14 protein-coding genes and 1 tRNA gene are annotated in these 12,948 nt (G+C 48.9%); 11 read left to right on the top strand and 4 right to left on the bottom strand.

Annotation, left to right across the window (positions count from 1 at the left end):
- Positions 1-183: 183 nt before the first annotated feature.
- Positions 184-819: an MBL fold metallo-hydrolase gene (locus D5E69_RS14770; RefSeq protein ID WP_159129866.1), complete on the top strand. Its 636-nt coding sequence runs from the start codon at positions 184-186 to the stop codon at positions 817-819.
- 36 nt (positions 820-855) lie between these two features.
- Here D5E69_RS14770 and D5E69_RS14765 read toward each other — a convergent pair whose 3' ends face one another.
- Positions 856-1,101, bottom strand: a complete 246-nt coding sequence (locus tag D5E69_RS14765) for a DUF2626 domain-containing protein (RefSeq protein WP_048006080.1) — start codon at positions 1,099-1,101, stop codon at positions 856-858.
- A gap of 335 nt (positions 1,102-1,436) precedes the next feature.
- Between D5E69_RS14765 and D5E69_RS14760 the strand changes: the two genes are divergently transcribed.
- Entirely contained in the window at positions 1,437-1,817 is a 381-nt protein-coding gene (locus D5E69_RS14760; RefSeq protein WP_048006079.1) for a Spx/MgsR family RNA polymerase-binding regulatory protein, read from the top strand.
- A gap of 522 nt (positions 1,818-2,339) precedes the next feature.
- Here D5E69_RS14760 and D5E69_RS14755 read toward each other — a convergent pair.
- The 3 genes from D5E69_RS14755 to D5E69_RS14745 all read right to left on the bottom strand — a co-directional run bounded on the left by D5E69_RS14755 (position 2,340) and on the right by D5E69_RS14745 (position 3,761).
- Positions 2,340-2,411 (bottom strand) — tRNA-Gln (locus tag D5E69_RS14755).
- 89 nt (positions 2,412-2,500) lie between these two features.
- Positions 2,501-2,797 carry a LysM peptidoglycan-binding domain-containing protein gene (locus D5E69_RS14750; RefSeq protein WP_048006077.1) on the bottom strand — a complete coding sequence of 99 codons (297 nt, stop codon included), beginning with the start codon at positions 2,795-2,797 and terminating at the stop codon, positions 2,501-2,503.
- Positions 2,798-3,002: 205 nt separating this feature from the next.
- The gene (locus D5E69_RS14745; RefSeq protein ID WP_048006076.1) at positions 3,003-3,761 is read right to left on the bottom strand and encodes an SDR family NAD(P)-dependent oxidoreductase; all 759 of its coding nucleotides are present in this window, start codon (positions 3,759-3,761) and stop codon (positions 3,003-3,005) included.
- A 123-nt stretch (positions 3,762-3,884) separates the two neighbouring features.
- Here D5E69_RS14745 and D5E69_RS23885 point away from each other — a divergent pair, with 123 nt between their 5' ends.
- The 9 genes from D5E69_RS23885 (at position 3,885) to D5E69_RS14700 (ending at position 12,926) form a co-directional block, all read left to right on the top strand.
- The gene (locus tag D5E69_RS23885; protein ID WP_048006404.1) at positions 3,885-4,706 is read left to right on the top strand and encodes a methyl-accepting chemotaxis protein; all 822 of its coding nucleotides are present in this window, start codon (positions 3,885-3,887) and stop codon (positions 4,704-4,706) included.
- 123 nt (positions 4,707-4,829) lie between these two features.
- The gene (locus tag D5E69_RS14735; RefSeq protein WP_048006075.1) at positions 4,830-5,432 is read left to right on the top strand and encodes a TetR/AcrR family transcriptional regulator; all 603 of its coding nucleotides are present in this window, start codon (positions 4,830-4,832) and stop codon (positions 5,430-5,432) included.
- A 13-nt stretch (positions 5,433-5,445) separates the two neighbouring features.
- Positions 5,446-6,924, top strand: coding sequence for an o-succinylbenzoate--CoA ligase (locus tag D5E69_RS14730; RefSeq protein ID WP_048006074.1), 1,479 nt, complete (start codon positions 5,446-5,448; stop codon positions 6,922-6,924).
- Positions 6,925-7,341: a MaoC family dehydratase gene (locus tag D5E69_RS14725; protein WP_048012604.1), complete on the top strand. Its 417-nt coding sequence runs from the start codon at positions 6,925-6,927 to the stop codon at positions 7,339-7,341.
- Positions 7,341-8,354 (top strand): 3-oxoacyl-ACP synthase, encoded by a 1,014-nt coding sequence (locus D5E69_RS14720; protein WP_048006072.1) that lies wholly within the window; start codon positions 7,341-7,343, stop codon positions 8,352-8,354. Before D5E69_RS14725 ends, D5E69_RS14720 begins: the two co-directional genes overlap by 1 nt.
- Positions 8,347-10,191 carry a 6-bladed beta-propeller gene (locus D5E69_RS14715; protein WP_082139330.1) on the top strand — a complete coding sequence of 615 codons (1,845 nt, stop codon included), beginning with the start codon at positions 8,347-8,349 and terminating at the stop codon, positions 10,189-10,191. Before D5E69_RS14720 ends, D5E69_RS14715 begins: the two co-directional genes overlap by 8 nt.
- A 15-nt stretch (positions 10,192-10,206) precedes the next feature.
- Complete coding sequence (locus tag D5E69_RS14710) at positions 10,207-11,409, top strand: substrate-binding domain-containing protein (protein ID WP_048006071.1); 1,203 nt, start codon at positions 10,207-10,209, stop codon at positions 11,407-11,409.
- Between the two features lie 61 nt (positions 11,410-11,470).
- Positions 11,471-12,244: an ABC transporter ATP-binding protein gene (locus D5E69_RS14705; RefSeq protein ID WP_048006070.1), complete on the top strand. Its 774-nt coding sequence runs from the start codon at positions 11,471-11,473 to the stop codon at positions 12,242-12,244.
- Positions 12,222-12,926: an ABC transporter ATP-binding protein gene (locus D5E69_RS14700; protein ID WP_048006069.1), complete on the top strand. Its 705-nt coding sequence runs from the start codon at positions 12,222-12,224 to the stop codon at positions 12,924-12,926. The genes D5E69_RS14705 and D5E69_RS14700 overlap by 23 nt, the downstream gene beginning before the upstream one ends.
- Positions 12,927-12,948 lie beyond the last annotated feature (22 nt).

Below are 12,948 nucleotides of genomic sequence, written 5' to 3'. Positions count from 1 at the left end.
GTTCAGTTTAACGCTTTCATAATACCACAAAATATGTACAAATATGCACGCATTTACATTTTATATTTTTTTGCTTCGTTTGTCGAGGTCAAAAAATTGACTTTTTTGATTCGACAGAATCTTTCTATGATGGGAGTGCTTCTGATACAATGAAGCATACGACGTAGAAGGAGGTGATGACATTTGGAATGGAAACAAATTCCGCTCGGCCCGCTTCAAACAAACTGCTATGTTTTTTGGAACGATGAAAAAGACTGCTTGATCTTCGATCCGGGAGGGAACGCCGATACCCTGCTCCGCTGGCTGGAAAAAGAGGGCCTCACTCCGGTGGCCATCTTACTGACTCATGCCCATTTCGATCATATCGGGGCAGTGGATGATGTGCGTGATCGCTTCGGCATACCGGTCTATGTACACGAAAAGGAAGCACAGTGGTTGATCGACCCTTCCTTGAATGGATCGGTCCTGTTCATGATGGAAGACAAGATAAGCGCGAGAGCAGCGGATTACATATTGACTGATGAGCAGAGCTTGGTGATCGGCTCCTTTCATTTGAACCTGTTCCACACGCCGGGACATTCTCCGGGAAGCATCTCCTACTATATGAGGGATGCGCAAATCGTGGTGGCAGGTGACACTCTCTTCATGGGAAGCATCGGGAGGTCAGATCTACCCGGCGGGGACCCTCAACAGCTCCTAGCCAGCATCCACGACCATCTGCTGACATTGCCTGAAGAAACGATCGTCCTGCCTGGCCACGGACCGGAAACGAGCATCGGTCATGAAATGGATGGGAATCCCTTTCTCAATGGATATTAAAAAAAAGCCTTTAGCATTTGAGCTAAAGGCTTTTTTTTAGTGGCCTCCTGCGCCTGGGGTCATCATAAAGGTGGTCCAATATGTGAAGCCGGCGAAAAACACGGTAAGGTAGGCACCGAAAACATAAATATACATACGTTCGGATAGCTTTAAATAACTAAGCATAATGAAGAACCCAGTTTGCCCTAAGAATAGTAATGATGTCTTTGGCATGTCGCCAAGGTAAAAAAATACTGCAAAGATACCCGTCCAAAATCCTAAAACTCTGAACATTCGATCCATATGTAAACCCTCCTTTACCCTCTGTCCGTCGTAAGTAATTATAAATGAAATCTACCATAAAAGTAAATATCAGTTTATTGGGACTTTGTGACGGAAAAGTGATATTCATGCCTCTCAACAAGAAGTATAGTACATATCGTTCCACTTTGAAAGGGATTTCAAACGTATTGGAATTGGAAATGCGCAAGCCCTTTCTTTTTCCGTTCAAAGAAGATCGTGAGCCTGTTAAAAAAATGTTCACAAATTTCGAGGGATAATACTGTACATATGTTGTACAAGTAATATACAATATGTTTAACAAAGCTTGAACAAACGATTTCAAGGAGGATGAAACAATGGATCACTTAACATTCTATACGTATCCAAGCTGTACATCATGCAGGAAAGCGAAAAAATGGTTGACCGCCAATGCCGTCGATTTCAATGAAAGGCACCTATTCAGGGAAACCCCCAGCCCGGAAGAACTCATGAATCTCCTTGCCCTCACAACAGAAGGACTGGATGAGATTCTCGCAACCAGAAGCCAGACTTTCAAGGACCTCGGCAAGGACGTCAACGACCTTCCACTTTCCGAAGTCATTCAATTGATTGTCAAAGAGCCTAAGCTTCTAAGAAGACCCCTTCTCACAGATGGTAAGAAATTGGTTGTCGGCTACAATCCAGAGGGGCTCCAGGGACTTGCGTCAAAGAAGAGAGCACTGAAAAAGAGCAGCTAGAGGTACATGGCATGAAGAAAATTCAATATGAATAGCCAAGCAGACACCCGAGGGAGTGCCTGCTTTTTTATGTTGTATTTGGCTTTGAAAAACAGGTGTGAATGAAGAGGGAGGAGGGCATGGGTCCAGTCGAAGCTTTTCTTGACATCTAGCTCCGGCGGGTTGAGGCTCGAGGTCATAAGCCAAAGACCCCCAAAAGGCACAGAACGCCTTTCCGGGGTCTTCGTCTTATGCTTGTCGCCTCAGGGCAACCCGCCTCCGCTTTTCTTGACATCCAGCTCCGGGGGCTTGAGGCTCGAGGTCATAAGCCAAAGACCCCCAAAAGGCACAGAACGCCTTTCCGGGGTCTTTGTCTTATGCTTGTCGCTTCAGGGCGAGCCCTCTCCGCTTTTCTTGATGTCTAGCTCCGGCGGGTTGAGGCTCGAGGTCATAAGCCAAAGACCCCCAAAAGGCACAGAACGCCTTTCCGGGGTCTTCGTCTTATGCTTGTCGCCTCAGGGCAACCCGCCTCCGCTTTTCTAACTGGGCTAGCTGGATTCGAACCAACGCATGTCGCAGTCAAAGTGCGATGCCTTACCGCTTGGCTATAGCCCAAGGTTTGCTTGTACAAAGATTAGTATGGAGGGAACGGGAGAATTTATACATGAAAAGGGAGCAAATCTGAAAAGATCTGCTCCTTTTGATCAAGAGTCACATATTTGAACGTTGCTGTACTTAATGAAAAGCTTCTGTCCGACATAAATTTTGTCTGGATTCGAAATGTTGTTGTTCTTCATGATGGTGTTAACAGATACACCGTGCTTGGCTGCGATGCCGGAGAGGGTGTCACCTGATTTTACATAGTGATAGATTTTGGCATACTCACATTTGGTCGTTCCATTGGTTGCGGCTTCTGCTGATGGAGCATGGAACCCTCCTACACCTGTTAACAGACCGAGAGAAAGAGCGGAAGCAACGACGACTTTACCTATTTTTTTCATATACATCTCTCCTCAATTCATGATTCTTGCTTGTTTAGTGTAAATAAAAATCAAATTATGTAAAAGTTTAGAATAAATGGGTAATTAGGGGTGGTTGGGGCGGAAGGTGTAAATATATGGGGTTTTGATAGTTTTTTGACAAACTTATGGGCATAAATGACAAAAAACCCGCTTCGTGTGTCGAAACGGGTCGATACTGCAAAACTTATAACGAAGTAAGGCCACCATCGATCGGATACACGGCACCGTTAATGATGTTTGCTTCGTCGCCTAATAGGAAGACGACCAGGCTTGCCACTTCCTTGGCGGTACCGTACCTTCCGGCAGGGATGCCAGATTCTACGGCTTTTTTCGCTTCTTCTGATCCTTGAGTGAAGCGATCCATCATTCCGGTCGCTGTAGGACCTGGGGCAATGGCATTCACACGGATGCCCTGGGACGCGTACTCACCGGTTGCTGTTTTGGTCAAACCGATGACACCATGCTTTGTAGCTGCATAAGGGCTGACTCCCGGAGAACCGACGAGCCCCGCGTTGGATGCTGTATTCACGATGGAGCCGCCACCATTCTCGAGCATCACCTGCAGGACATATTTCATCCCGTAGAAAGCCCCCTTCAGATTGATATCGATCACTTTCTCGAAGATATCTTCTGGATATTCAGCCAGTGGGGAAACGGCCCCTTCGATCCCTGCATTGTTGAAGAACATATCAATTGTTCCGTATGTATCTACTGTTTTTTCAACATAATGTTTCACGTCTTCTCTTGACCCTACATCCGCCTGGATGAAGAATGCTTCAAAGCCTGCCTCCTTGATCAGCCTCACGGTTTCGTTCCCGCCTTCCACGGAAAGGTCCACCACTGCAACACGGACACCTTTTGCTGCGAGCTGGATGCTTGTTTCCCGGCCAATGCCGCTTCCGGCACCGGTTACGATTGCTACTTTATTTTCAATATTTGTCATGGTAAAACTCTCCTTTCTGTTCTATTATGACCTTTATCCTAGGAAAAAGAAATCATAATGCTTCAAATTGATGAAATTATGTCGATATATTTTCATGAAAAAGAATATAAAGGAGTCAAGGCCATGGATTCAGTTCAAGCATTCATACATTCCGTACCATACATTAAAGAAATACTGAGGGAAGAAACGATGATCACCGTTTTCGATCATGAAAAATACCTCTTTTATTCCCCGAGTTCAGAGCTGAATTTCGGACACGAACCGGGTGATCCTTTACCTGAAGCCTATCTGAACTATAAGATGGTCAATCGGACCGGAACGACGGTCGTGAAGGTTCCCGAGGAAGAGTTCGGGATCCCGTTTGACAGCATCTCATTTCCAATCAAGGACGGAGCGGGCCAAGTGGTGGGTGCAGTCAATGCAGCCGTTTCAAGGAAGAGACAAGAAATGTTCCACCAGATTGTCGAGAATATTGACATGATCTCTGAGTCGATTCTCGGTAAGGTGCAACATATCGCTGCCCACTCAGAAGAGCTGTCCGCCACTACGGAACAGATTTCAGAGAATACGAAGAATACAGTGGAGCAGTCAACGAAAATCACCGACGTGGCCACCACGATAAAAGGAATCAGTGATCAAACAAACTTACTCGGACTGAATGCCGCCATCGAAGCAGCTAGGGTGGGAAGTGCAGGGGCAGGGTTCGGAGTCGTGGCGACAGAAGTAAGGAAACTCGCGCTGGATGCCAAGAATGCCACTCTGTCCATCGAAGAGACATTGTCTTCCATCAAGATGTCCATGAGCAGGATGCAGGAAGACTTTAAGGAAATTGCGCAGTCCACCAGTGAAGAAGCCAAACTTGTAACGGAGTTCATGACAGAAATCGAGAGTCTCACCGCCACGTCGAATAAATTGAAAGAATTGATGGACTCCTTTTCAAGATGAGGATTCAATAGGCTCCCTCTTAAAGGGAGCTTTTTTACTGTTTCCTAGGAAAGTAAAAAAATCCTAATTTTGTATTGTAATTTTTAGAATATTAAATATAATAAAAACTGAGAGGTGATTCATATGTCAGAAAAAATCATGATCGAAGAGAAACAGCTGACACCGAAAGGGATTGAAACTAGGGAAAAACTGCTGAAGGCAGCAGAAGAGATATTCGGGACGAAAGGCTTTTATGAAACATCCATCGTGAATATTTCTCAGGAAGCCAAAGTGGCTCAGGGGACCTTCTATAACTACTTCCCTTCTAAAAAGGATATCTATGACGAGCTGATCCGGAATTACAGCCGTGATCTGAGGTTGGCCATCAAGGAAGGAATGACCGCTGCTTCTACATACGAGGAAGCACAGCGAAAGGGATTCTACTCCTTCTTCACCTGGGTCAAGAATCATCCGAATTTGTACAGCATCGTCCAGCAGGCTGTCGTGGTGGACCGCGACTTATACAAATGGTATTACGGGAAGCTTGCCAATGGGTTCTTGAAAAGTTTGTCCGAAGGGATGGAGTCCGGTGAATTCAAGGTGCTGGACCAGGAAACCGTCGCCTATTGTTTGATGTCCATCGGTCAGTTCCTCGGAATGAGATGGGTGTACTGGGAACGCTCTGACGTCCCGGATGAGGCATTTGAATCAGCTATGAGTCTGATATTCGAAGGGTTGAAAAATTAAAGGGGGAGGAATCATGGAAGGAATATCATATTGGATCGGGAAATGGGCGTATCTGCGTGGTGAGAAGACCGCCATCATAACCGATCAGGAGTCCATCACCTACAAAGAATTGAATGAGAGGATCAATCGCGCCGCCGGTAAGCTTCAACAGGAGTTGAAGGTAGGCACAGGGGAACGGGTAGCCATCCTGTCGCAGAACCGGATGGAATATATCATCCTGTTATTCGCCACAGCGAAGATAGGGGCGGTTGCAGTTCCGCTTAATATCCGGTTGAGTGCGAGTGAGCTGGTGTTTCAGCTCATGGATAGTGGCACGAAGGTCATTGCAGCGGATGAAGAGCATGTCCCGCTTGCCAAGGGGCTACTGAGGGATACGAAAGCAGAAACGATCCTACCTTTGGATGAGTTGCTGGATGGCCCCCTATTATCTTTACATGAAGAGAAAAATGTAAGCGCTCCCTTTATTATCTGCTATACATCTGGGACGACGGGTAAGCCGAAAGGAGCGGTCCTCACCCAGGAAAATATGTTCTGGAATGCAGTGAATAATACACTTGCCGTAGAGCTCACGTCTGATGATCGGTCGGTTGTGTTACTGCCCCTTTTCCACATCGGGGGCATCGGGTTGTTTGCCCTTCCGACTCTCTTTGCCGGTGGAACGATTGTGATTCCGGGGAAATTCGATCCGGAAAAGACGCTTGAGATGATCGAGGAACACAGGGTCACCATCGTCATGGGGGTACCGACGATCCACCAGGCGCTCCTCCATTCACCATCCTTTGATGGGACGGACCTATCATCCGTGCGCTGGTTTTACAACGGAGGAGCTCCGTGTCCACATGAGCTGATCACTGCGTTCATTGAGCGGGGATTCCTGTTCGGTCAAGGATTCGGTATGACGGAAACCTCGCCGACCGTCTTCATGCTCATGAAGGAAGATGCCCGAAGGAAAATCGGTTCGATCGGAAAACCCGTCATGTTCAATGATTTTAAATTGATGGGAGCAGATGGGCAGACGTGCCGTCCGGGTGAAGTGGGTGAGCTCACCGTGCGAGGGGCAAACGTCATGAAAGAGTATTGGAACCGGCCGGACGCCACGAAGGAAACGATCGTGGATGGGTGGCTTCATACAGGTGACCTTGCCCGTGTGGACGAAGAAGGCTTTGTGTATATCGTCGGGCGCAAGAAGGAAATGATCATTTCCGGAGGGGAGAACATTTATCCTCTCGAGGTGGAGCAGGTGATCAATCAGATCGAGGATGTGGAGGAAGTGGCCGTCGTCGGTGCAGCCGACCCACGGTGGGGGGAAGTGCCTGTTGCCTTCATCGTGAAGAAGAAGGGAAGCTCACTCAGTGAAGAGGGGGTCCTCGGTCACTGCACCAGTCAGCTTGCACGATACAAGCTGCCGAAGGTGATCACATTCCTCGAGGAACTGCCGAAAAATGCAACGGGAAAAATTCAAAAAACTCAGCTGGTAAGGAGCGGATCGTAAATGAGTACGTATACAGTCGGACAGCAAGCCGCATGCAGTAAAACCATCACGGAATCGGATATTGTCATGTTTGCCGGATTGAGCGGTGATTTCAACCCCGTCCATATTGATAAGGAGTATGCCCAGACAACAAGGTTCAAGGAGCGGATCGCCCATGGCATGCTGACGAGCAGTCTCTTATCACAGCTTCTCGGTGTCCATCTCCCTGGGAAAGGGTCCATCTATATGGAGCAATCGATCCGATTCAAGTCACCGGTCTATATCGGGGATACCATCACAGCAAAGGCAACGGTACAGGAGTTCAATGAAGAGAAACATGTCCTGACCCTCCTGACCGAGTGCTTCAATCAAAATGAAAAAGTGGTGTTGACCGGGACCGCCAAGATGATGGTCCCAAGTGAAGGAGGAACGGTGTGATGGCAATCGGCATTCAATCGACGGGAACCTTCTTTTCCCCTGCGGTAGAGACTGCTGCAGACCTGGCGATCAAGACAGGTATTCCGGAAAACATCATCATCGAAAAATTCGGATTGTATGAGAAGCATGTGTCGGATGACACCATGCATGCATCGGACCTGGCGATTGCCGCCGGGAAAGAGGCGCTGGGGGCGATGGATCCTGCCGATCTCGACGTGGTCATCTACTTCGGCAGTCCCCACAAGGATTATCATGTCTGGTCCAGTGCACCGAAGATCCAGCACGAGCTGGGGGCCAAGAATGCGTATGCGTTTGAAATCATGAATGTGAGCTCATGTTTTCCCATCGCCCTCAAAGTGGCGAGGGATATGATCAGGTCGGATGAATCGATCAACCATATCCTGCTTGTCGGAGGATGCAAGGAATCACAGATCCTTGATCATGGAAACCCGAGGGCGCGCTTCATGTTCAACTTCGCTGACGGTGGGGCGGCAGCCTTGGTTTCCCGTGAGGCCACCCAGAGTGAGATCCTCGAGAGTGCGATCATCACCGACGGTTCCTTCCATGATGACGTAAGGATCCCCGCGGGAGGCTCCAAGCAGTATGCAAGTCATGAATCGGTAGATGCCAATCAACACTATATCGACGTCAAGGACCCCATGTCGATGAAAGAACGATTGGATCCGGTTTCGATTCCGAACTTTGCCAAAGTGGTGAAGGATGCCCTTGCAAAAAGCGGCTATAAAACGGAAGACGTCAAGGCACTGCTTCCGCTTCATACGAAGCGCTCCATGTTTCGGGAGCTCCTCGATACGCTGGAGATCAAGGAAGAAAAAGCGGTGTACCTAGATCATCATGGTCACATGTCGTCCCTTGATCCCTGCATCGGCCTCCATTTCGCCCAGGAAAGAGGTCTCCTCGAGCCGGGTGATATCGCTGTTGCGGTCAGTGCAGGAACAGGATATACATGGGCGGCAACCGTCATTCGCTGGAACGGTCCATCTCATGCTTAAAAGAGCCGCCGTGGTGGTTGTGCTGCTCTTGACCCTCTTGACCCTCTTGGCGCCAACACAAGCCGGGGCTGTCTATTCCTTCAAGGGAGCGTTCGGCAGCGGGGTGGATCCCGGTAACCTATTCCGGACTCCTGTTGCAATGGCGAAAGATGAAAACGGATTCATTTACATGGTGGATATGGGGAACAGCCGCATCGTCAAGATGGATGCCGGGGGAAAGGTCGTGAAGACGATCGGCTCCCTTGGCAGCTCCCCTGGGAAATTCAATATGCCCTTCGGTATTGCAGTCGATCGTGAAGGGAATTTCCTTGTAGCGGACACAGGGAACTACCGGATCCAAAAATTCGACCGGAACTTCAACTTCCTGAAGAGCTGGGGAACAAAAGGAGACGGTCCTGAGGAGTTCGGATTCCCGAGGGAAATTGCCGTCGACAAGGATAATCGTTACTATGTCACAGATGAATTCAATCACCGGATCCAAAGATTCAGCAGTGAAGGAACGTATGAAAAGACGATCGGCTCCTACGGACGAACGGACGGCAAGCTCGCCCTTCCACAGGGAATTGCCATCAATGACCAAAACGAAGTTTACGTAGCCGACACCTATAACAATCGGATCCAGGTATTTTCTAAAGATGGGGCCTTCAAGCGTAAGATCGGTGGAACACAGGGTGTGGGACCCTACCAATTCTATCACCCGAGGGGGTTGAATTTCGATGCGAGGTCCGGTGCCCTCTATGTGGCTGATACGTACAATAACCGCATCATGAAGTTCGATTCCAGTGACCGTTTCCTCTATACGACAGGTGCGTTTCCGACGCTTGCCTTCCCGAACCAGATCATTTCCGATGGGACAGGGGATCTATACGTCACCGATACGGGAAACAACCGGTTGATGGTCTTCAAGGAAGTCGGGCTGACGGTCTCATTCAAGATGGCAATCGGTGACGGCCGCTATGGGGATAAGACGTATGCAGGGCCGTTCGATGTCGAAAGTGATTCAAAAGGCAATACATTCGTCTCCGATTCTTTCAATCACAGAATCTTAAAGTATGACTCCACCGGTAAGGTAACAGGTAAGTGGGGGAGTCTACTGGGAACGGGCGGTCCGATTGCATACGGAAGCCTGGCTGGCCAATTCTACGTGCCGAGGCAGATGGCCGTCGACAAATACGATAACGTATACGTAGCCGATTCCGTCAACAACCGCATCCAGAAGTTCTCCAACAATGGAACATTCCTTGCGGCATACGGCTCATTGGGCACACTGAGCGGATTCTTCCGACTTCCGAGTGGCATTGCCGTTGACAGCAAAGGGAATATCTTCGTCTCAGATTCAGAGAATAACCGGATCCAGAAGTTCAACTCCTTCTTTGTATACCAAAAGGAATGGGGGAGAAAAGGGACGGGGAACGGTGAATTTTCACAGCCCATGCAGCTTGCCATAGACTCAAAGGATAACGTGTATGTGGTCGATCGCATCAATAACCGCGTCCAGAAGTTCGACAATAATGGAACCTTCCTCGCCAAATGGGGGACGGCAGGAGGATCGGGGAATCTGGATCCCCTTGAAAACTGGGGAGAGGAACCTGGTGACCTCTTCCTGCCGACGGGTATCGCCATCGACCAGAATGATAAGGTCTATGTGACGGATACCTCCAACAATCGAATGAATGTGTACAGTGATAAGGGTGCGTTCCTCGAGCAGTTCGGCTCATTCGGGGGAGAAGATGGGAACTTTTTCTCACCTCAAGGACTCGATATCGATTCAACAGGAAAAATCACCATTGCAGACGGTCTTCTTCACAAGCTTCAGTTCTTTAAAAAAGATGAATAATGGGGGAATAAGAAGATGAAGAAATCTAAGTGGGTCAAAGCAAGCTTCCTGGCGGCGTGTTCGGTCATGTTGATGGCGGGTTGTTCCGGGAAAAGTTCAGGTTCCAGTGACGATACAATCAAAGTGGGTGTACTCGCCTCCCAGACCGGAGCGCTTGAAACGTACGGAAAACAAACGATCCAAGGCTTTGAACTCGGCCTTGAATATGCAACGGACGGTACGAATGAAGTGGATGGGAAGAAAATTGAATTCATCGTGGAAGATACAGAAACAAAGCCTGACGTTGCAGTAAAAAAAGCGACAAAGCTCCTTGAAGAAGATGAGGTCGATTTCCTGGTGGGGTCTTCGAGTTCGGGAGATACCCTCGCTGTCCTTCCACTGGCTGAAGAATACGAGAAAATCATGGTGGTGGAACCTGCCGTGGCTGATAGCATCACGGGCGAAAACTGGAATAAATACATCTTCCGTACCGGACGGAATTCCTCTCAGGATGCGGTCGCAGGTGCTGCATCCATCGCCGAAAAGGACGTGAAGATCGCCACGCTCGCACAGGATAATGCCTATGGACGAGAAGGGATTGAAGCCTTTAAAGAAGGTGCAGAGAAGCTCGGTGCAGACATTATCAACGAACAGTATGCAGATCCGAATTCGACTGACTTCACTGCCAATATCCAAAACATCATCAAGGATAAGCCGGACTACCTCTTCATTGTATGGGCCGGATCCAATGCGCCCTGGAAACAGCTCAAGGATATGAAAGTCGAAGAGCAGGGCATCAAGATCTCCACGGCCGCTCAGGATATCAATTCCCTCAAGACGATGGACTCCCTTATGGGGATGAGCGGATATTCCATCTATTATTACACGCTGCCGGATAATGAAGTCAATGACTGGCTCGTTGAGAAACACAAGGAAAAATATGATGGCGAGGTGCCGGATCTGTTCACTGCAGGCGGAATGAGCGCGGCCATCTCCATTGTGGAAGCCATTAAAAAAACCGATGGTGATACCGAAGCAGAGACATTGATCAAAGCCATGGAAGGAATGGAGTTTGAAACGCCAAAAGGGACGATGAAGTTCCGTCCGGAAGACCACCAGGCACTTCAATCCCTCTATGCCATCACGCTTGAAGAGGAAGAAGGGGTCGACCACCCGGTACCCGTCTTCATCAGGGAATTGGATATGAACGAAACGGAGCCACCGGTACGTAATAAGTAATGAAATCAGAATATTCAGGGAGTTTAACTCCCTGAATGCTATCCATAAAGGAGGTACCGGAATGAACACGATATTACGCACGGCCGGTCTATCCGTCTCGTTCGGGGAACATGACGTAATCAAAGAGGTCGATTTGGAGATTGAGCGGGGGAAGCTTGTATCGATCATCGGTCCTAATGGTGCCGGCAAGACTACCCTGTTCAATCTGATCAGCGGGCAGATCACCCCGACGAGAGGGGAAATCTTCTTCAAAGACCGGAATGTTACGGGATTATCAATCCCCATGAGAGCGCGTGCCGGCATTGGCAGGTCCTTTCAGCTTACCAACATCTTCCCTGAATTGACCGTACTTGAAAATATCCGCCTCAGTGTTCAATCGGCAGGGAAGGATTACTATTCCATCTTCCCGAAACCAGGGTTGAAAAGACGGCAGGAAGAGGAAGCAAGAGAGCTGATGGAGACTTGCATGCTGAAGGAAAAGGGTGATGCCCTTGCCATCGACCTGGCACACGGTGAGAAACGGAAGCTTGAGCTTGCCATGCTTCTCGCCCTCAAAACGGAACTGCTTCTCCTTGATGAGCCGACTGCCGGGATCTCCATCGAAGACATCCCGGCAATCCTCGAAGTGATCAACAGGATCAAGGCAGGCGGTGATCATACCATTGTCCTCATCGAACACAAGATGGACATGGTGATGCATCTGTCTGATCGTCTTGTCGTCCTTTTCAACGGAGAGCTGCTCGCAAGCGGGGATCCACGGACGATCATCAAGGATGAGCGCGTACAGACGGCGTATCTTGGAGGGATGCATAATGAATCTATTAAAAGTGGATGATCTTCAAACCTATCTCGGACAGTACCATATTCTACAGGGTGTGTCCCTCGGGGTCAAAGAAGGGAGCATCACGGTCCTGTTCGGTCGGAACGGGGCAGGGAAAACGACCACGCTCCGCTCGATCATGGGATTCAATCCGAAGAGCACGGGGTCGATCCGCTATAAGGACGAATCCTTGAGAGGCGCCCCGACCCATCAGATTTCGAAGAAAGGGATCGGTTATGTTCCTGAGAATCAGGGGATATTCGGCAGCTTGACGGTGGAAGAGACCTTGAGTCTTGCAAAAGTGAAAGGGGACCAAGCGGCTGAGGAAAAGGCAGAATGGATGCTGGACCTGTTTCCGGACCTGAAGACATACTGGCACAAGAAGAGCGGTCTATTATCAGGAGGACAGAAGCAGATGCTCGCCATCTCCAGGGCATACATCAATGGGGATGGCCTCCTGCTGATCGATGAACCGAGTAAGGGGCTTTCCCCGATCATGGTGGAAAAGCTGATGGAATCGATCCTGAAGATGAAAGAAAGGACAACGATTCTCCTTGTAGAACAGAACTTCATGATGGCAAGCAGGATCGGGGATTATTTTTATATCATGGATGACGGGAAGATCGTCCACGACGGACGGATGAACGAACTGGTGGAAGACCGTGAGATGTGCCGGAAGTATCTTGGGATAGCATAGGTGTTTAGGGAGTGGATCAAGT

The organism is Rossellomorea marisflavi, assembly GCF_009806575.1.
GTDB lineage: Bacteria > Bacillota > Bacilli > Bacillales > Bacillaceae_B > Rossellomorea > Rossellomorea marisflavi_A.
This window is presented reverse-complemented; position numbering and strand designations above follow the sequence as displayed.

What these genes read in the sequence shown, in the direction of transcription:
- D5E69_RS14735 (WP_048006075.1), top strand. Translation starts at nt 4,830, where the DNA reads ATGTCAGAAAAAATCATGATCGAAGAGAAACAGCTGACACCGAAAGGG.
- D5E69_RS14710 (WP_048006071.1), top strand. Translation starts at nt 10,207, where the DNA reads ATGAAGAAATCTAAGTGGGTCAAAGCAAGCTTCCTGGCGGCGTGTTCG.
- D5E69_RS14760 (WP_048006079.1), top strand. Translation starts at nt 1,437, where the DNA reads ATGGATCACTTAACATTCTATACGTATCCAAGCTGTACATCATGCAGG.
- D5E69_RS14700 (WP_048006069.1), top strand. Translation starts at nt 12,222, where the DNA reads ATGAATCTATTAAAAGTGGATGATCTTCAAACCTATCTCGGACAGTAC.
- D5E69_RS14750 (WP_048006077.1), bottom strand. Translation starts at nt 2,797, where the DNA reads ATGAAAAAAATAGGTAAAGTCGTCGTTGCTTCCGCTCTTTCTCTCGGT.
- D5E69_RS14705 (WP_048006070.1), top strand. Translation starts at nt 11,471, where the DNA reads ATGAACACGATATTACGCACGGCCGGTCTATCCGTCTCGTTCGGGGAA.
- D5E69_RS14745 (WP_048006076.1), bottom strand. Translation starts at nt 3,761, where the DNA reads ATGACAAATATTGAAAATAAAGTAGCAATCGTAACCGGTGCCGGAAGC.
- D5E69_RS14715 (WP_082139330.1), top strand. Translation starts at nt 8,347, where the DNA reads ATGCTTAAAAGAGCCGCCGTGGTGGTTGTGCTGCTCTTGACCCTCTTG.
- D5E69_RS23885 (WP_048006404.1), top strand. Translation starts at nt 3,885, where the DNA reads ATGGATTCAGTTCAAGCATTCATACATTCCGTACCATACATTAAAGAA.
- D5E69_RS14725 (WP_048012604.1), top strand. Translation starts at nt 6,925, where the DNA reads ATGAGTACGTATACAGTCGGACAGCAAGCCGCATGCAGTAAAACCATC.
- D5E69_RS14765 (WP_048006080.1), bottom strand. Translation starts at nt 1,101, where the DNA reads ATGGATCGAATGTTCAGAGTTTTAGGATTTTGGACGGGTATCTTTGCA.
- D5E69_RS14730 (WP_048006074.1), top strand. Translation starts at nt 5,446, where the DNA reads ATGGAAGGAATATCATATTGGATCGGGAAATGGGCGTATCTGCGTGGT.
- D5E69_RS14720 (WP_048006072.1), top strand. Translation starts at nt 7,341, where the DNA reads ATGGCAATCGGCATTCAATCGACGGGAACCTTCTTTTCCCCTGCGGTA.